Here is a 19,395-nt window from a genome sequence, read left to right on the forward strand (position 1 = left end):
AAAATGTATTAGCTGAAAGTATTTTGCTTGCCTTAGCACATAATATAAATAAGTTACATAATAAAATTCAATCAGGAAAAACAGGAACACATTTATTTCATATTCAAAAAATAGCTTAAAATTTAGTAAAAAAATATGATTTTTATATTTCCTTATTAAAGTGCACCTATTTTTAAGAAAAGTACTTTTTATAGTTTTAATCATTAATTTAAGACATGAAAAAAGGGTTTGCCGCTAGCAGTTTTTAACTGCTAATGCGACAGCCCCTTTTTCAGATTATATATTATACAAAAAAATATATTCACCTTTTCATTAATAATTATAATTCTAACAATTTATCTACAACTTCAACTAATTGTTCTACTTCAGGTTTGCTTAGTTGTGCGTCAGCTTTAACTTCTTCACCTTTATGTCTTAATTCATCAGTAATTAAAGATGAGAATATTATTACAGGTAACTTAGATAATATAGGATCTTCCTTAATTCTTCTTGTTAATGTTAAACCATCTAGTTGAGGCATCTCAATATCTGTAATTAACATCTGAGCTTCATCTTTAAAGTTTTCACCATAATCCTTAGCTAATCCCTTTAAATAATCTAAAGCTTGTTTTCCATCATCAAATATAGTTAAATTCTTGAATCCAGCCTTAGTTAAAGTATCTTTTAATAATCTTCTAATTAAAGGTGAATCATCTGCTAATACAAGTTTTACATTTCCTCTATCTTTATACTCTACCTTCACTAATCTATCTTCACTTATTCCTGCATTAGGTGCTATATCTGTTACTATTTTTTCGAAATCCAACATTATAACAACTCTTCCGTTTATTATGATGTTACCTACACCTAAAGAAGATTCAGTTAAATCATCTGGCTTCTCTATTTCACTCCATTTAATTCTATGGATTGCAAGTATATCATCTATATTAAATGCCACTTTAACCTTGTTAAATTCACATATAATAACTTTAGACCCCATATTCTCGCTCTTTTGTCTAGTTAATATATACTTCAAATCTACAAGTGTTAATATATCTTGCCTACATAAAAGCAAACCAGCTAATTCTGGTTTAGGATCTGGTAATTCAGTAATTGCATTTTTATTCATTTCTATAACTTCTTTTACTTTAACAACATTTATTGCATAATGAACCCCGTTAACCACAAATTCTATTATTTCTAATTCACCAGTGCCTGATTCTAATAATATGTTATTCTCCATATATTCCACCCCAATTCATAATCTTGTCATTTCTTAATTACTTATCGTGTTTGTTTACATATTACTTAATCCTGCAAATGTTAACTATTCTTTAATATAGAATAAATGTTGGCTAACATTATATTAATTTTGTTTATTTTACAATCATTTAATATATGATATAATACTTAATAATTGGTGAATTATTCACTATTATAGTGATATATCGAGGGAATTTTTTATAAAGGAGTTAAAGAATATGGGTTTTAAAGATAAATTAAACAAATATTACACTGAATCATATATGCAGAAATATGGTGATAGAATAACTAGTGCTTCTGGAACTGTTGTTTCTATTAAGATGCAAGAAAAGAATTACATTATAATAAAAAAATTAATTGTAGATCTTGTAATAAAATCTGATACAAGTAGAGGCGTTGTTAAAGCTAGATATAGTAAAAGAAGATGGTTTAAGAAGGTTGACTTCATCCCTATAAGCATGGGTCATAAAGTAATGATTATGGGACTTAAAGGAGTTAAAGGTAAAGAAAATTCTGAAGTTGTTGCTGTACAAAACATCCTTAACTTAACAACTAAACGTGATTTAATTCCTATGGATCATTCTCAGATAAAGAAATCAAGACAACAAGCTAATAGAATAAGATATAAGTAAACAAATATGCCATCATACTATTAAAGTATGATGGCATTTATTATTTAATCTATTATTCTTTTTCTTTCCATTCAGATGTTTCTACAAAAGAAAAATCTCCTCTTTCACTTGTTCCAGCTTCTTGCCATTGAATATGATCTATGTTTAATCTACATTCACTCTTTGTTACAATTCCACTACTTCTATCTACTAAATATGATATATTTAAATCATATGTAGTATTAACTATCTTTTTATTCCCCTCTAATTTAACTAATACAAAATTATCAGTTATATCTTTTATTATAAGTTTTGTGCCTATATCAGATAGTTTTATGTCTGAGTTTTGCAATATATCTACTTGCACCAAGTCTTTAAGCAAATAATTATCCCCAAGAATATTTCTATAGACAGCTAATCCTCCTTCAGAAAATGTTATTCCCGAAAATGTTCCCATACTTGTATCTAAAAATGACATAAGCATTTCATCACCAAAAGCTGCTTTTATATACTCATCCATTTGACCAACATCTGCAGCAAGAACCTTACCTTCATCACTCACTTCATATTCTATATTTAAGTTATCTAATGCATCATAGAATTTTCTATACTTTTCATCACTTCTAATTATAGATTTTTCTTTATCTAGCTTATTTTTTAATTTTACCTCTGAAGAAAAATCATCTATATTAAATCCTATAAGATATCCATCATCTGTCTTAGATTTTATATCTATATCAGTTGATAAATTAGTATCATTTGAATAAATTTTTTCTCTGTTGACTACAAAATCAGTTTTATCTTGTATTCCACAATTATATTTGCTTCCAACTTGTGGGGTAAATTCAATTTTAGCATTTTCACCACCACAACCTACAAATGAAAATGCCATTCCCCCTATTAACATTCCTGATAATATCTTTTTTATATTCATACCTTTACATTGCTTTGGCCACTCCGACCAAATATCCCCCTATTTTCAATTTCATTGTAAATATTATACAATAAAACACAGCTTATTACAATAGACATACCAATTAGGGAAAAAATCGAAACAGAAATAATTTGTTTTCAATATTAGATAAAGATACCATTAGAAATGCTATATTGTCTGAACCTTAATAAGTTTACATAGCATTTAGGTATCTTTACCTATTTCTAATATTTAATATTATGCAATTTACTTTCTCTTTATATACAAAAATAAACTATTAATCATAGCTATGGTTCCAGAAAACACAAAAACTATACACCACATCTTTAAATTTAAAGGTACTGTATGAAATATTCCTTGTAAAAATGGAATGTATAATACGCAAATGAGCATTACAATAGATACTGATACAGCTCCTAGTAAATACGGATTGCTTAATAATTTTATAGAAAATATCGAATATCTCTCTGATCTACATTCAAATACATGAAATAATTGAGACATTATAAGAGTTGATAATGCTATTGTTCTACATGTAATTAAATCCATCTTCATAAATCTACTTATTATAAATGATAATAATGTACAAATTCCTATAAGACATCCCCTTACAATTATCTTTTCAGCTAAACCTCTTGCAAAGATATTTTCTTTTTTATTTCTAGGTGACATTCTCATTATATCTTTATCTGCTGGATCTACTCCTAATGCAATTGCTGGAAGTCCATCAGTTGCAAGATTAACAAAAAGAATCTGAATAGGTGTCAATGGATTAGGTAATGTAAATAATGATGCCAAAAACATTGTAAGTACTTCACCTAAGTTGCATGATAAGAGATACCTTATAAATTTTCTAATATTATCATATATAATTCTTCCTTCTTCTACAGCTGCAACAATTGTACTAAAATTATCATCTAGAAGTATCATAGAAGAAGCTTCTTTTGTAACATCTGTTCCTGATAATCCCATGGATATTCCTATATCAGCTTCCTTTATAGCAGGAGCATCATTAACACCATCTCCAGTCATTGCAACTATATTATTCTTAGCCTTAAGACTTTTTACTATTCTAAGTTTATGATCAGGTGAAACTCTTGCAAATACCCTTATTTTATCTATTTTCTTATCTAGTTCTGCATCATTTATGCTTTGTAATTCTTCTCCTGTCATAACTTGACTATCATTACTACATATACTTAATTCTTTAGCTATAGCTAACGCTGTATTCTTATGATCTCCTGTTATCATTACTGGCTTAATCCCTGCTATCTTACACTTTAACACAGCATCCCTAGCTTCTTTTCTAGGAGGATCTATGCTACCTGCTACCCCTATAAATATAAGATTATCTTCTAACTTTTCATTCTTAACTATACCTTCAACTTTATATGCACATGCAATACATCTAAGTGCTCTAGATGACATAGATTCAATTAATGAATTAATCTGTTTTTTCTTTTGAATAGTTAATATCTTTACAACATTATTTTCTAATATATATGAACATCTTTCAATTATTCTCTCAGGTGCACCTTTTACATAAGCTACTTCTTTATTATCCTCTTTCATAACAACAGACATCATTTTTCTAGTAGAATCAAATGGAATATCATATACTCTTGTTGCACAACTTAGAAATCCTTTTAATGCTACTACATTATCAAAAAACACTCTAATAAGTGCTGTCTCCGTTGGATCACCATGAAGAACTTTCTCCATAGAACTATAATTAAAATCATAATTACAATCATTACAATAAATAAAAGCCTTTTTTAGCATTGATTCATTATGAAGCTTCTCTTCATCAACCTTTGTAATTCGTCCATTAATATATACTTCTTTTACTGTCATTCTATTCTGAGTCAATGTTCCTGTTTTATCTGAACATATGACAGAGGTACACCCTAGTGTTTCTACCGCTGGAAGTTTTCTTATAAGAACATTTCTCTTAAGCATTCTAGACATTCCTAAGGCTAATGATACTGTTACTATAGCTGCTAACCCCTCCGGAATAGCTGCTACTGCCAAACTAACTCCCAATAAAAACATATCTGTTATATTATTCCCTCTAATTATACCAAGTATTGTTACAATCATACATATTACCAAACATATTATAACAAGCACTCTTCCTAAAACCTCTAATCTTTCTTTAAGAGGTGATTTATCTTCTTTTATATTTCCTAAAAGATTTGCTATCTTACCCATTTCAGTATCCATTCCAATAAACTGAACCTTAAATAATCCTTTACCCTTTAATAATGTAGTTCCCATATATCCCTTATTATTTTTAGAACTATGCCAATCTTTAGTTACTCCTATTGACTCACCTGTTAACAGTGATTCATCTACCATGATTCCTGAAGATTCTACAAACTCTCCATCTCCTGGAATTCTATCACCAGCTTCTAACACAACCATATCGCCTATAGTTAATAATCTAGAATTAATAATTTTTATACTTCCATCTCTGTATACTTTGCATGTAGGAGCTGCAAGATTATTTAATGCTTCTAACGATTTTTCTGTTCTAAATTCTTGTATAAAACCTAATATAGCATTAACTATAACTATAATTATAATTGTTACAGCATCAGCTTTATCTCCCATAATACTTGATACAACAGTTGCTCCTAACAGAACCCATACCATAAAATCATTAAATTGTGATAAAAAAATCTTAATAGGAGATACTCTTTTTTTATGTTCTAATTCATTATATCCGTACTCCTTTATCCGCTTTTCTGCTTCTTTTGTTGTTAATCCGGGAATAATCTTCTTTTCCTGTATCACCTTTTTTCCTCTCCCCACTATTAAATACTTCTTTTTAGTATATTTAAATAAAAAAAAACTTAGTCCTATTTTTTAGAACTAAGTTTCTATAATTTTTATCTATTCATAGAAAAAACAAAAGCATCATGTTCACTTGTTTGTATCATTGAACGAATATGAATTGTTCCTGCTTGATTATCTGTTATATAAGCAAATATTATACCTTCAGCTGTTTGCAACACTCTAAAACATACAGCCACTGTCATCAATTTAATTTTAAAATATATTATGACTATTGAAAATATAAATTTAAGCTATAAAATACTACGGTAGTTGAATTAATTTACTAATTGATTTAAAATAATATTGTTTATGTTATTTTTGTATTAGAGGAGGAAATAATTTGAAGAACGTAATATACGTAACTGGACATAAGAACCCTGATTCTGACTCAATTGGTGCTGCTTATGGTTATGCAACATTTAAGAATCTATGTGGAAGTAAAACTCCTGCTGTTCCAGTTAGACTTGGAGATGTAAATAGAGAAACTCAATTTATTTTAGATTATTTTGGAGTTGAAGCTCCTGAATATCTTGAAACTGTTAAACTAAAAGTTGAAGACTTAAAAATTGATAATATTGGACCTGTACTTCCAACTATTTCACTTAGAAAAGCTTGGAATATAATGAAGGATCAAAATGTAAAATCATTACCAGTAGCTGACAAAAACGGTCATTTACTAGGAATACTATCTATATCTAACTTAACATCATCATATATGGATGAATGGGATAATTCAATCCTATATAAGAGTAATACAACTATTGATAGTATAATCGAAACACTTTCTGCAACTGAAATTTCAGTAGAAGATCGTGCTAAAACTTTCCCAGGTAAAATCACAGTTGCTGCTATGCATCCTGACAGTATGAAGAATGTTGTTTCTGAAGGTGATATAGCAATAGTTGGAGATAGACGTGAAGCTCAAGAAGAATTAATAAACCAAAAAGTTTCATTAATGATTATAACAGGTTCTCATAACTTAGACGCTGACTTAACAAGTTTAGCTAAAGCTAATAATGTTACTGTTATCAGTACACCACATGATTCATTCACAACTTCAAGAATAATAGTTCAAAGTATTCCTGTAAGTTATGTAATGGTAAGAGAGAATCTTGTTTCATTTACTACTGATGAGCTTGTAGATGACATTAAAGGAATAATGAGAGAAACTAGATATAGAAGTTATCCTGTTATTGATGCTACTAATGGAAAAGTAATTGGTACAATATCTAGATATCACTTAATATCTGATTGTAAGAAACAAGTTATCCAAGTTGACCATAATGAAAGAGGTCAATCAGTTGATGGTTTAGAAGATGCTGAAATACTAGAAATTATCGATCACCATAGAATAGCTGATATTCAAACTGGTAATCCAATATTCTTCAGAAATGAACCTATAGGAAGTAGTTCTTCTATAGTTGCAAAATGTTATTTTGAAAAAGGTATGACACCTTCAAGAGAAGTTGCTGGTCTTTTAATGGGAGCTATTATTTCTGACACATTATTATTCAGAAGTCCAACTTGTACTAATGAAGATGTAGAAATCTGTAATAAACTTGCTGAAATAGCTGGTATAAAAGATCTTGAAGCATTTGCAACAGAAATGTTCAAAGCTGGTACTTCATTAAAAGGAAAGACTGTTGAAGAAATCTACAATCAAGATTTCAAACCATTTAACATAGGTGACCTTAAGATTGGTGTTGCTCAAGTTAATACAATGGATATAGAAGGTTTTATGCCTCTAAAAGATGAAATGCTTGAATATATGAATTCAAAAGCTGACAGTGAAGGTTTTGATTTCATGTTATTACTTCTTACTGATATATTAACAGAAGGATCTCAATTATTATTTGTAGGTTCTAATGTTGAAATAGTTGAAAAGACATTTGGTGTAAGTATAGAAGATAATACTGCTTTCTTACCTGGAGTTTTATCTAGAAAGAAACAAGTTATTCCACCACTTACAGCAACAATTAATTCTTAATAACTAGAATAAAAAATCGACGACTATTTGATTTGAAGCCGTCGATTTTTTTATTACTTATTCACTTGTTTAATTATAGCATCTACAATTCTCTCACTAGCTCTACCATCTCCATATGGATTACTAGCATGTGCCATTTTATTATATTCTTCTTCATTAACCAATAATTCTCTTGCAAGCTTATATATAGTTTCTTCATCCGTACCAGCAAGTTTTAAAGTTCCTGCTGCAACACCTTCTGGTCTTTCTGTTGTGTCTCTTAAGACTAATACAGGTTTACCTAATGATGGTGCTTCTTCTTGAATTCCACCACTATCTGTCATTATTATATGTGCCCTGCTTAAAAAGTTATGAAAATCTAAAACTTCTAATGGCTTAATCAAATGAACCTTTTTATTATCTCCTAATTCTTCTGATGCAATTTGTCTTACCATAGGATTTAAATGAACTGGATATATTACTTGAACATCTGAAAATTCCTTAGTTATTCTATTAATAGCTCTAAACATATGACGCATAGGATCACCTAAGTTTTCTCTCCTATGAGCCGTTAAAAGTATAATTCTGCTATCTTTTAACTCTTCTAATAATGAATTATCATAACTATCATCAACTGTTGTTTTTAGTGCATCAATGGCTGTGTTTCCAGTAACATATATTGTATCTTCTGATATATTTTCTTTTATCAAATTGTTTTTTGCAACTTCAGTAGGTGCAAAGTTCATATCTGCTATTACACTTGTTATTCTTCTATTAACCTCTTCTGGATATGGAGAAAATTTATTGTATGTTCTAAGTCCTGCTTCAACATGACCTAACATAACTTGATTATAAAAAGCTGCTAAGCTTCCCGATAGTGTAGTAGTAGTATCTCCATGAACTAATACTATATCTGGTTTAACTTCTTTTATAACTGTATCTAGTTTAGTTAATGCTATAGTTGTTATATCTGTCAACGTTTGACCTTGCTTCATTATATTCAAATCATAATCTGGAACTATCTTAAAAGCTTCTAAAACTTGATCTAACATTTCTCTATGTTGAGCAGTAACACAAACTATACTTTTAATTTCTTCTCTGCTCTCTAATTCTTTAACTAGTGGAGCCATCTTAATTGCTTCTGGCCTTGTACCGAATATTGTTAATACTTTTATCATCATTTCACATCCTAAGTTATAATCTACCTTATTTCTTCTTAATTATTATATCATATTACATCAAAGTCGTGAATTGTAAGTGTCAAAGACCTCACGTATTTTAACTATATACCTCTGATGAATGAAAGAGTAAGAATTAGTAGGAAATATTATAGTTTAATCAAGGTATGAGAAAAATCTCATACCTCATACCTTTTAATTAATTTATCATAGAAAGCTATTTACAGAAAAACTTCATACAGTCTATGATTATATTATTCTTCAATATCTTCATCTATTACAGTAGTACTCTTATCTTCTTCATCATCTTTAAGAACAAATCTATTAACTAATGCATCCATTGATAATGCTTGAGCAGATAATTCTTCACTAGTAGCTGAACACTCTTGTGCTGTTGCTGAATTTGCTTGAACTACATCTGATATTTGAGTTGTACCAGCTTCAGCTTGTTTCATTTCTTCTGCTTGTTCTGCAGAAATTTCACTTAACTCTTTAGATGCATTTGCTATATCTTTTACACCTTCAACTACTTCTGTTATAGCTGAAGCAACTTCTTCTGCAACTTTATTACCTGCTTCAATTTCGTTTATAGCACCCTCTATAAGTTCACGTGTATTTATTGCTGATTTTGCACTTTGTTCTGCTAGATTTCTTATTTCATCAGCAACAACTGCAAATCCTTTTCCTGCATCTCCTGCTCTAGCTGCTTCTATTGCTGCATTTAATGATAATAAGTTAGTTTGACTAGATATATCTTCTATATCAGATATAATCTTCTCTATATTCTTTGATGTCTCACTTATTCTATTCATAGTTTCTATCATCTTATCCACTTGAGATATACTATCATTAGCTTGAGAAGCATACTTTTCTGCCTTCTCATAAGATTCATTAACATGAGTTGCTGTTTTTTCTACATGTTCTGTAAGATTAGATATACTTGCTTGTAATTCTTCAACAGCACTTGCTTGATTCATTGCACCTTCTGCCATAGCTTGTGATGCTTCAGATAAATTACTTGAACTTGCAGATACTTGATTTGATGAATCTTCTATTTCACGTAATGTTTTATTCATCTTATCATTCATCTTATTCATAGCAACATTTATTTCTTCAAATTCTCCTAAATATTTATCTGGAATTTTTGTGCTTGTTGCATAATTTCCATCTGCCATATCTCCTAATAATTGTCCAATATCATTTACAATTAATTTTAATGTACCTGCCATTTCTTCTGCTTCATCAATCATATTAGTTATTTCATCCTTAGCATCAAAAGATGGGAATGGTGAAGATAAATCACCTTGTGCTAATTCATGTAGACGCTTAACTAATTTATCTAATGGTTCTTCTATACTATTAGCTATTCTATCTCCTAATTTTATACCTATTACTGCTGATAATCCTATACAAACAATTGCAACTATTATAAGAATAATTTCTACAGTCATTAATATTTTAGCCATATTGTCACCTTTATCAACATTGACATTCATCAATTTTACAAAGCTATTATACACAGCTTCATATTGAGGTCTAAGTTCACTTACAGCTAAATCTTGAGCTTTTTGTCTGTCAGCATCATTTTGTCTATCTGTACCAAGTTTAAATATCTTATCAGATATCTCCCAATAACCTTCTAATTCATTTTCTAATTCAGAATAAGCCTTGTTACCTTCTGCTGTAACCATGCTCTTTTTTATATCTTTCATATACTTTTCAAATGATTCTTGTTTCTCATAATAAGTTTTTTCTAAACTCTTTAAATTATCTTCATCATCATATCCTAAAACCCCACGAAGTGCACTTCTAGTTTCAGAAAATGTAACCATAGCCTTTCCTATGTCTCCTTGTGGAAACGCATAATTTTTAAGTGTAAAAGAATATCTATTGGCTACAATAATCAAAAATACACATACTAATATAGCTACTGCTGATGTAAACATTCCTACAATTTTGAATGAATTCTGTATCCTTTCTTTTACATTCATTTGATTCAACTTCTTCATAATTTATAACCTCCCTTAAGTCTCTATCTAAATATGTATTATTTTGTAGTTATTTAAAAATACAAACTTATGACTATTTGTCATATTTTGTCCTATAATTATGATAACATATTTTTAGATTGTACAGTTTGACTTTACAAATTGTTGAATAAATCTTTACAGTTTTCTATTAAAATAGAATGTTTATAATTAAAATATAATAGCATTAGTTCAGTAACCTATTGTTCCATATTATTCATACTAATCTCTAATTCTTCATAGTTATATCATTCTATATCTACCTATAATTCTAACCCTAACAATAATGGTTACTTCCACTAAGCTTATTATATTTTAATTATTTAAGCGTTATGGTAATTTTTAGTGTATCTATATTATTTCAAGTATCTTAAGTATTCAGTAATTCTTAATTTTAAAAGATTATCTAATATATTTTTTGATTACTTATCTTTTAAGTTAATTAATATCAAATTATTGATTCAAGTAAATTATCTATAATAGAATTTAGTATTTCTTATAATAAAAAAGTAAAGATCCCGTTAAAAATACTATACTGTTTGAGCTTTAGCGAGTTTATAGTATTTAGGGATCTTTACTCTTTTTTATTATATTAGTAAATACTTAATGATATTATATTATTTACTTAGAACATATAATTTTGATATTAATTATTGTAAAATATAAGTTATCTAACAATAATACCTTAATTTTTCTATAGTTAGAAATACTTAATGAAATTATGCTATTTATGAAAACATATAATATTGATACTAATTATAAACATAATATTAATCAAACCAAATAACATTGGATTTTATACGTATTATATTATTTACTTAAACATATAATTTTGATATTAATCATTGTAAAATATAAGTTATCTAATATTGTTAATCATTCCCCACATATCATCTGCTGTTTGTAGAGCTTTAGTTGATAATTGGAATGCTCTTTGTGTAACTATCATATCTGTAAATTCTTGAGCCATATCAACATTAGATGCTTCTATATACCCTTGGTGAATATATGCATCTCCTGATTGATATACTTGTGCATTGTCTGCTGGAACAAATGTACTATCTCCATTGGATATAAATGCTTTATCACCTACAGCAGTATACAAATTAATCTTACCTATTTGAATATTTGTACCATTGTTTTCTGTAAGATATATATATCCCTCTTCATTAATAGTCATTTTATCTGATGCTAAAAATGTATTTTCATATCCAGGATTATAGTCTATATCAAGATGATTTCCATAAGAATCTACAAGCTTTCCAGCTGAATCAATCTGAAAAGATCCATCTCTTGTATACACCTTTTCTCCTTTAGGTGTAGTTAATCTAAAATAATGATTTTCTCCATCTATACATAAATCTGTATTTAACCCTGTACTAGTTAAATTACCTTGTTTATTTGAACGAAACCAATCAGTAGTTCTAGTACCTGTACCCATTATTGCAGATTTATCTTGAAGTGGATATCCTTTTCTATCCAAGCTTTCACTCATTAAATCTTTGAATGAAACATCTAGCTTCTTATATCCTGTAGTTGTTGTATTTGCAAGGTTATTTGAAATAACATCTAATCTATCTTGATTTGCATCTAAACCTGTTTTACTTGTCCAAATACTTCTTAACATTAAGTTACATCTCCTTCTCTACTCTTTTATCCATAATTTTATATTATACTTTTCCTACTTTACTTGCTGCTATTCCTAATGATTCATCTACCATAGTCATAGCCTTTTGAACTGATTCAAAGTTTCTCATAACATTTATCATATTAACAGTTTCATTTGTAACACTTACATTAGATGATTCTAAAGCATTCTGATGTACATTTACAACTGCATTAAATATAGGATTAGCACCTTGATAATAATTGTCTCCTATTTTATCAAGTGTAGAATAATCTTGAAAGTCAGCTGTTAACATTGTATTAGTAGATTGTCCATTAACATATACTTTATTATCATCATCTATGTAAAAATCTGAATTGTCTCTTCCTACAAATATTGGCTCTACAGCACCTGTTTGATTATTAGTTGATAATACCCTATCACCTGTTGTTGTAACAAGATATCCTGCATTATCTATAAGGAATTTACCATCTCTAGTAAATACTTGGTTATTTCCTGATTGAACTACAAAAAAACCTCTTCCATCTATTGCAAAATCAGTATTATTTTCTGTTTTCTTTATATCCCCTTGAGTAAATTTTGTAATAACTGTATCTATTGAAGCACCTAAACTCATGGAACCTATTGTATGTTTCACATTTTTGTTACCAACTATTTTATCTTTGTTTTGAATAAGTACTTCATTAAAATTACTAACTGCCAAATCTTCTGCCTTATATGCATTCGTATTAGCATTACTTATATTATTAGTTATTGTATTCTGCTTATTTTCTAATGTAATCATCCCTGAAACACAGTTATACAAACTTCTGATCATTTTCCTTCCTCCTCATTAAAAAAAGCTTTGCAGTCATCACTAGTATGCATTCCTAAAGCTCTTGCTTTTTCTTCTATTTGTGCATCTGATAGTGATGCCTCATATTTATACCCTAACATACTTATTACACCAATAACTAATCCAATTCCAATGCCTAGTAGTACTTTTTTATCACATATAACATCTAGAATTGATTTAATTACTTGTATAAATTTCTTACTAATAGGACTTCACCCTTTCCTAACGATAGCTTTTCACATATTTCATCATCACTTAAACCTAAATCTATTAATTCCTTTATCCTATTAGATTTACTATCCATATTAATGTCATTAATAACATCATCTTTCACATTAATATCTTTACTACTATTTAATATCGGTTCTTGTTCTGAATTCTGAATAGCTATAGTCTCTTTTCCTTCTAATATATCTATTCTTTTTTTTAATTCTACAATATCTGTCTGTAACTCTAATATAGTCTCTGCAAAATCTTTTCTAAGAGCTGCTAATTCTAAGTTTACTTCAGTCATATTCTCCTCTTTATATTTTAACACAGAATTAAATGGCCTTTTTTCCTTTTTTATAGATATTATGTTAACAATTATTAAACAAATTCCAAAGAATATTATAACTACTGGCATTATTCAAACTTCCTTCTTTATATATAATTTAACTCTTTCATTTTTGCACGTAAATTTCTAATAGCTCTACTATGTAATTGACAAACTCTCGACTCAGATACATTAAGTACTGTACCTATCTCCTTTAATGTTAATCCTTCATAATAATACAAATTCAATACTATTCTATCTTTTTCATTTAATTCTTCTATAGCTTTTGCTAAAATATCTAGCTTTTCACTATATTCATATGACTCTTCTGGACTTGGGCTATTTTTATCTTCTATTATCCCCATAATTGTCATATCTTCATCATCTGAAAAAACTACATCTTCTAATGAAACTACTGATATGTAATTAATATAGTTTTCTATCTCCCCAACTTCTGTTAGAGATAAGTTTAATTCTTTCGCAATCTCATCATTACTAGGTTCTCTAAATAATTTTTTTTGTAACTTTTCAACTGCTGTATTATATTTATTTAGCTTATCCATAGCCCCTTTAGATATTGGTCTAGATTTTCTAATTTCATCGATAATAGCCCCTTTTATTCTTATTGATGCATATGAAGAAAACTTGATACCCTTGCTTTCATCGAATTTTGATAGCGCATCCATTAATCCTATTACTCCATAACTCACCAAATCTTCATAATCCATAACGCTATTTTTCCCTAAGCTTATTCTAGAAGCAATATACTTTACAAGCGGTATATACTGTTCTATTATATTCTCTTTTCCCATTGTTGTATTATAGGCACCCATCTTAGTTTTCTCCTCTCTTTTTATAAACTGTTATGCTGCTTTCTCATTTGTTTAAATACATGTTGTATTACTTTTTCTCTGATTGATTCCTTTATGTCTATAAATTCTGCTGCATAAATCTTACCATTATCAGTTTTTTCCATATCTCTTACTATTCTTGCCTTTATAAAATATGAATTTCCATCTAAAAATAACTTAAATTCTACAACATCATGAATGTTATATTCACTTTGAGACTTAAATCTAAGTCCTCCCCCACTTAAATTAAGTAATAAATCTTTATGCCATTTACTATCTATTCCCTCTATTATAGGTCTTGTATACATATAATCTACAAAATCTACCCTTACAAAATCTCGTCTTTGAATCTTCTTTACATTGTATGGCCACTCTATCTTATATAATGGCATCTGCATTTCTGCATCCTTTTCTCTTGAAATAAATCTTGAATTAAATATATAATAGCAGGAATCTCCATAATAATTTATTTCCAATTCTCCCAATTCTTCTATAAATAATTGTTTGCCCTTTCCTACTGGAATATTTATTACTATTGATTCCTTTTCCTCAATATCTTCTATTGAACTTTTGTATGCGACATCCTCATTATATATTACAATATTTCCATTTAACGATATTTTCATATTACCAACCATATTTATACCCCCTATGCAAATAACTTAAATAACTTTTTAAATAAACCTTTTGCCCCAATACCCTGATTTTTATTATTTTCTAGTATCTTATTTGATATCAGCTCTATACATCTTGCTGCATCTGAATTAGGATATTTTATTGAAAAAGGGACTTGTTCTCTTACACCTTTTACAAGTTTTCTATCATCTAATATATATCCTAAAAATGATGCGTCCATATTTAAAAATTTTGTAACAACACTATATAACCTATTGTATGTTTGCATACCTTCTTCTTCATCAAGTGCTCTATTAACTACTATTTTCACTTTATCTTTAACCTTAAAGTGATCAGCTGTCTTTATTAAACTATATGCATCAGTTAATGAAGTAGGCTCTGGTGTTGTTATAACTATCACCTCATCTGAACAAGCTATAAATGCTAATGCACTTCTATTTATTCCTGCTCCTGTGTCCATAAGTATGTAATCAAATCCATTTAAATTTTCTAATTTATCTAGAAAAATTTTTCTCTCTTCTTGTTTTAAATCCTCTATTTGATTAATTCCAGAACCTCCTGATAATAACTTTATACCATAGGGTCCTTCCTCTACTATCTCTTCTATCTCTCTTCCTTTTATAACATCAAACATTGAATACTTTGGAAATACCCCCATAAGTACATCATCATTTCCCATACCAATATCAGCATCAAATATAAGAACTTTCTTTCCTTGCTTTTGTAACGTTATTCCAAGATTTACAACAAAATTACTCTTGCCTACTCCACCTTTTCCTGAAGTAACTGTTATTATCTTGGCCTTATCTTCCTTTTTAACTTCATTATTTGTGTTTAAATCGGGAACTATAGAATCTCCTTCAACCATCCTTCTTAGTCTTTCAGCTTGATCTAACATAGAGCTTCCTCCCCAAATATGAATTTAACTATATCATCCTTTGTTGGCTCTTTTATATCATCTGGAACATTTTGTCCTATAGTTATAAACTTTAATGGCTTTTCTGCCCTTTTTTCAATATTGTACAAAGATCCATAGGTGGTAGTTTCATCTAACTTAGTTATAATAACTTTGTCATAATTCAATTCTCGATATCCATCTAATATAGTTTTTATATCTCTATTCTTAGTTGTAGCACTTATTACAACACTTATACTATCTGGCTTTGCCCTCTCCACAAAAGCTCTAAGTTCTGAAATCTGCATAGAATTCTTACTGCTTCTACCAGTTGTATCAATAAGAATAACATCACACTCTTTCATATTTTCTATTGCTGTTTCCATTTCTTTGGTAGTAATTACAACCTTAAAATCTATATTCATTATCTCTGCATAAGTTTTAAGTTGTTCAACTGCTCCTATTCTATATGTATCTATAGTTATAAGTCCTACTTTCTTTTTTTCAACAAGTGCCAATCTACCAGCAAGCTTTGCTATAGTGGTAGTTTTACCTACTCCAGTAGGTCCTACTAAAACTACTTTTCCTCTTAATTCTTCAGTAGATATTTCTATAGAATTTTTTATGTATTCTCTTAAACTATCTTCTAGATTATCTCTATTTACCTTTTCATTAAATTCATCATAAAAATCAGAATCTATATCTAAATCTTTAAGTATGGTAATAAGTTCATCTTCTTTAGGTTTTTCTTTAGTTGTATTTTTAATTACTTCATTAAGTAATTCCTTCATAGCCTTCATTTCATTCTCAATATTCTGTTGTTCTTGATTTATAACTTTATTATCTGTATTATTTGTAGCAATAGATTCAGTAATAACCTTATCTTCTTTTTTCTTATTCATAAATTCTTTGCTTATGAAATTCTGCATATTCTTGATAGAATCTTGCATATTAACATCTTTTTCATCTTTTGAATAATTCTCTATTGCTGCAGTAACTTCTATTTGTTTACCTTTAAATAATCCTTTAATTCCTGATCTCTTTATTTTTCTATGGCTTATTATTACTGCATCTCTTCCTAGTTCATGCCTTATTCTTGTCATTGCTTCATTCATATTATTTGCAATATACTTTTTTATAACCACTACAACCTCACAACCCCTTCTGTTCTTATTTCAACATCATTTGGTATTTCATTTAGCGATAATACCATTAAATGTGGGAATGCCATCTCTACTAACTTTCTAAATACTGGTCTTATATTAGGTGAAACTAATACTATTTGTTGATTATTATAGAAATAAACACTATCTAAAGTTTCTTTTAATTTCTTAAATAAATTAGTTGTAACATCAGGATCTATTGCTGGGAATGATCCATTTATAGATTTTTGAACATTACTTGCAATTAATTGTTCTATTTGAGGATCTAATGTAACTACAGTTATTGCTCTATCTTCATTAACCACTTGATTACATATTGTCCTTGCAAGTGCATATCTTACGTATTCAGTAAGAACCTCAATATCTTTTGTGTTTCTAGAATTATCAGCAAGTGATTCCATAATTGTTACAAGATCTTTTATAGGAACTTTTTCTCTTAATAAATTTTGTAATACCTTCTGTAATTCTCCTATTGTAAGAAGATCTGGTATTAATTCTTCAACAACAGCTGAATACTTCTCTTTTAAGTTATCAACAAGTAATTTAACTTCTTGTCTACCTAATAATTCATATGCATGTGCCTTAATAGTTTCAGTTAAATGTGTAACCATAACAGTTGTTGGATCAACTACTGTTAATCCTTTAATTTCAGCTTCTTCTCTCTGATCTTTATTAATCCATACAGCTGGAAGGTTAAATGTAGGTTCTATAGTTTTAATTCCAGGTATATCTGAATTTTCTCCAGTTGGGTCCATACATAACAACATATTAGCCATAAGCTCTGCAGATGCTATTACTGTTCCTCTTATTTTAATAACATACTCATTTGTCTTTAACTGAAGATTATCTCTTATTCTAATAGGTTGTACAACAATACCCATCTCTATAGCACATTGTCTTCTTACAGATGCAATTCTCTGTAATAAATCACCACCTGATGATTCATCTGCAAGTGGTATTAAACCATATCCTATTTCTACCTCCATTGGTTCAACAGAAATAAGATTCATAACATTTTCTGGTTCTCTTCTCTCTACTTCCATTGTTTCTTCTTGCTCTAACACTTGCTCAAGTTTCTGCTTATTTTTATTTTCTTTAAATAACATATAAGCTAAAAATCCAGTTGCTGCTGAAGCAAATAAAAATGGTACCTTAGGCATTTGTGGAATAAGAGCTAATGCAAACATAACTCCACTAGCTATAGCAATAGCTACTGGGAATCCTGTTAATTGTTTTGCCAAATTCTTACCTACATTATCGCTATTACCTGCACGAGTAACTAATATACCTGATGATGTTGATATAAGTAGTGCTGGAATCTGACCTACTAACCCATCACCAACTGTTAATCTTATGTATCTTTGTGCCGCATCTGCTATATCCATATTTTTCATTACCACACCAATTACTATACCACCTAGTATATTAATCATTGTAATAACTATACCTGCTATAGCATCACCTTTTACGAACTTAGAAGCACCATCCATAGAACCATAGAAGTCTGCTTCTTCTTGCAATTCTTGTCTCTTTTTCTTTGCTGTTGCTTCGTCAATAAGACCTGCATTTAAATCAGCATCTATACTCATTTGTTTACCTGGCATAGCATCAAGTGTAAATCTAGCTGATACTTCTGAAACTCTACCAGAACCATTTGTAATTACTATAAACTGAATTACCATAATGATAAGGAAAATAATTATACCAACAACATAATTACCTCCTATAACGAATTCACCAAAAGCATCTATTATATTACCAGCATCACCTTCTGTTAATATAAGTCTTGTAGATGATATATTTAATGCTAATCTATATAATGTTGTAACAAGTAATAATGTTGGAAATACTGATAATTGCAATACATTTGTGGCAAATACAGTAATTAACATAATTGTTATAGCTAATGTTATATTAATAGCTAATAATAAATCTAACACACCTTTAGGCAGAGGTATTATAATCATCATTACAATCATTATAATGGCAACTGCAACAAATATATCTAGATTATCTTTTATGTTTATTCGACTCTTTCTTTCTTGTAACAATTTAAT

17 protein-coding genes are annotated in these 19,395 nt (G+C 28.9%); 2 read left to right on the forward strand and 15 right to left on the reverse strand.

The features are described from left to right. Positions 1-319: 319 nt before the first annotated feature. Complete coding sequence (locus KQI77_RS09530; RefSeq protein ID WP_216390198.1) at positions 320-1,222, reverse strand: chemotaxis protein; 903 nt, start codon at positions 1,220-1,222, stop codon at positions 320-322. Between the two features lie 238 nt (positions 1,223-1,460). On the opposite strand from KQI77_RS09530, the gene KQI77_RS09535 reads away from it, so the two are divergent. Beyond that, entirely contained in the window at positions 1,461-1,874 is a 414-nt protein-coding gene (locus tag KQI77_RS09535; RefSeq protein ID WP_216390199.1) for a hypothetical protein, read from the forward strand. Positions 1,875-1,926: 52 nt separating this feature from the next. Here the strand turns inward: KQI77_RS09535 and KQI77_RS09540 are convergent, their stop codons facing one another. The 3 genes from KQI77_RS09540 to KQI77_RS13210 form a co-directional block, all read right to left on the reverse strand. Continuing rightward, positions 1,927-2,787, reverse strand: a complete 861-nt coding sequence (locus tag KQI77_RS09540; protein WP_216390200.1) for a hypothetical protein — start codon at positions 2,785-2,787, stop codon at positions 1,927-1,929. Positions 2,788-3,033: 246 nt separating this feature from the next. Next, positions 3,034-5,583, reverse strand: coding sequence for a calcium-translocating P-type ATPase, PMCA-type (locus KQI77_RS09545; protein WP_216390201.1), 2,550 nt, complete (start codon positions 5,581-5,583; stop codon positions 3,034-3,036). Positions 5,584-5,678: 95 nt separating this feature from the next. Beyond that, complete coding sequence (locus tag KQI77_RS13210; RefSeq protein WP_301281685.1) at positions 5,679-5,804, reverse strand: hypothetical protein; 126 nt, start codon at positions 5,802-5,804, stop codon at positions 5,679-5,681. A gap of 161 nt (positions 5,805-5,965) precedes the next feature. Here KQI77_RS13210 and KQI77_RS09550 point away from each other — a divergent pair, with 161 nt between their 5' ends. Further along, complete coding sequence (locus tag KQI77_RS09550; RefSeq protein WP_216390202.1) at positions 5,966-7,612, forward strand: putative manganese-dependent inorganic diphosphatase; 1,647 nt, start codon at positions 5,966-5,968, stop codon at positions 7,610-7,612. Between the two features lie 53 nt (positions 7,613-7,665). Here the strand turns inward: KQI77_RS09550 and wecB are convergent, their stop codons facing one another. From wecB to flhA, 11 genes are all read right to left on the reverse strand, one after another. Continuing rightward, positions 7,666-8,769 carry a non-hydrolyzing UDP-N-acetylglucosamine 2-epimerase gene (gene wecB, locus KQI77_RS09555; protein ID WP_216390203.1) on the reverse strand — a complete coding sequence of 368 codons (1,104 nt, stop codon included), beginning with the start codon at positions 8,767-8,769 and terminating at the stop codon, positions 7,666-7,668. A 254-nt stretch (positions 8,770-9,023) separates the two neighbouring features. Further along, complete coding sequence (locus tag KQI77_RS09560) at positions 9,024-10,778, reverse strand: methyl-accepting chemotaxis protein (RefSeq protein ID WP_216390204.1); 1,755 nt, start codon at positions 10,776-10,778, stop codon at positions 9,024-9,026. A gap of 877 nt (positions 10,779-11,655) precedes the next feature. After that, positions 11,656-12,423, reverse strand: coding sequence for a flagellar hook-basal body complex protein (locus KQI77_RS09565; RefSeq protein ID WP_216390205.1), 768 nt, complete (start codon positions 12,421-12,423; stop codon positions 11,656-11,658). A gap of 43 nt (positions 12,424-12,466) precedes the next feature. Continuing rightward, the gene (locus KQI77_RS09570; protein ID WP_216390206.1) at positions 12,467-13,240 is read right to left on the reverse strand and encodes a flagellar hook-basal body complex protein; all 774 of its coding nucleotides are present in this window, start codon (positions 13,238-13,240) and stop codon (positions 12,467-12,469) included. Next, positions 13,237-13,359, reverse strand: coding sequence for a hypothetical protein (locus KQI77_RS13215; protein ID WP_301281686.1), 123 nt, complete (start codon positions 13,357-13,359; stop codon positions 13,237-13,239). The genes KQI77_RS09570 and KQI77_RS13215 overlap by 4 nt, the downstream gene beginning before the upstream one ends. Before the next feature lie 80 nt (positions 13,360-13,439). Continuing rightward, positions 13,440-13,883: a hypothetical protein gene (locus KQI77_RS09575; RefSeq protein ID WP_216390207.1), complete on the reverse strand. Its 444-nt coding sequence runs from the start codon at positions 13,881-13,883 to the stop codon at positions 13,440-13,442. 17 nt (positions 13,884-13,900) lie between these two features. Next, a complete protein-coding gene (locus KQI77_RS09580; RefSeq protein ID WP_216390208.1) occupies positions 13,901-14,626 on the reverse strand; it encodes a FliA/WhiG family RNA polymerase sigma factor in 726 nt (241 codons plus the stop codon). 20 nt (positions 14,627-14,646) lie between these two features. Then, on the reverse strand, positions 14,647-15,282 hold the full coding sequence (locus KQI77_RS09585; RefSeq protein ID WP_216390209.1) for a flagellar brake protein: 636 nt from the start codon (positions 15,280-15,282) through the stop codon (positions 14,647-14,649). 11 nt (positions 15,283-15,293) lie between these two features. Next, a complete protein-coding gene (locus KQI77_RS09590; protein WP_216390210.1) occupies positions 15,294-16,178 on the reverse strand; it encodes a MinD/ParA family protein in 885 nt (294 codons plus the stop codon). Beyond that, the gene (gene flhF, locus KQI77_RS09595) at positions 16,172-17,320 is read right to left on the reverse strand and encodes a flagellar biosynthesis protein FlhF (RefSeq protein WP_216390211.1); all 1,149 of its coding nucleotides are present in this window, start codon (positions 17,318-17,320) and stop codon (positions 16,172-16,174) included. The genes KQI77_RS09590 and flhF overlap by 7 nt, the downstream gene beginning before the upstream one ends. Then, positions 17,320-19,389, reverse strand: coding sequence for a flagellar biosynthesis protein FlhA (flhA, locus tag KQI77_RS09600; RefSeq protein WP_253289421.1), 2,070 nt, complete (start codon positions 19,387-19,389; stop codon positions 17,320-17,322). The genes flhF and flhA overlap by 1 nt, the downstream gene beginning before the upstream one ends. Positions 19,390-19,395 lie beyond the last annotated feature (6 nt).

Source organism: Clostridium sp. MSJ-8 (assembly GCF_018918325.1).
Classification (GTDB): Bacteria; Bacillota; Clostridia; order Clostridiales; family Clostridiaceae; genus Clostridium.

Excerpts from the sequence above, each read along its gene's own strand:
- KQI77_RS09580 (WP_216390208.1), bottom strand. The coding sequence starts at position 14,626 with ATGGGTGCCTATAATACAACAATGGGAAAAGAGAATATAATAGAACAG.
- KQI77_RS13215 (WP_301281686.1), bottom strand. The coding sequence starts at position 13,359 with ATGTTAGGGTATAAATATGAGGCATCACTATCAGATGCACAAATAGAA.
- wecB (WP_216390203.1), bottom strand. The coding sequence starts at position 8,769 with ATGATAAAAGTATTAACAATATTCGGTACAAGGCCAGAAGCAATTAAG.
- KQI77_RS09575 (WP_216390207.1), bottom strand. The coding sequence starts at position 13,883 with ATGCCAGTAGTTATAATATTCTTTGGAATTTGTTTAATAATTGTTAAC.
- KQI77_RS09590 (WP_216390210.1), bottom strand. The coding sequence starts at position 16,178 with ATGTTAGATCAAGCTGAAAGACTAAGAAGGATGGTTGAAGGAGATTCT.
- KQI77_RS09530 (WP_216390198.1), bottom strand. The coding sequence starts at position 1,222 with ATGGAGAATAACATATTATTAGAATCAGGCACTGGTGAATTAGAAATA.
- KQI77_RS09540 (WP_216390200.1), bottom strand. The coding sequence starts at position 2,787 with ATGAATATAAAAAAGATATTATCAGGAATGTTAATAGGGGGAATGGCA.
- KQI77_RS09570 (WP_216390206.1), bottom strand. The coding sequence starts at position 13,240 with ATGATCAGAAGTTTGTATAACTGTGTTTCAGGGATGATTACATTAGAA.
- KQI77_RS09565 (WP_216390205.1), bottom strand. The coding sequence starts at position 12,423 with ATGTTAAGAAGTATTTGGACAAGTAAAACAGGTTTAGATGCAAATCAA.
- KQI77_RS09585 (WP_216390209.1), bottom strand. The coding sequence starts at position 15,282 with ATGGTTGGTAATATGAAAATATCGTTAAATGGAAATATTGTAATATAT.
- KQI77_RS09535 (WP_216390199.1), top strand. The coding sequence starts at position 1,461 with ATGGGTTTTAAAGATAAATTAAACAAATATTACACTGAATCATATATG.
- KQI77_RS09560 (WP_216390204.1), bottom strand. The coding sequence starts at position 10,778 with ATGAAGAAGTTGAATCAAATGAATGTAAAAGAAAGGATACAGAATTCA.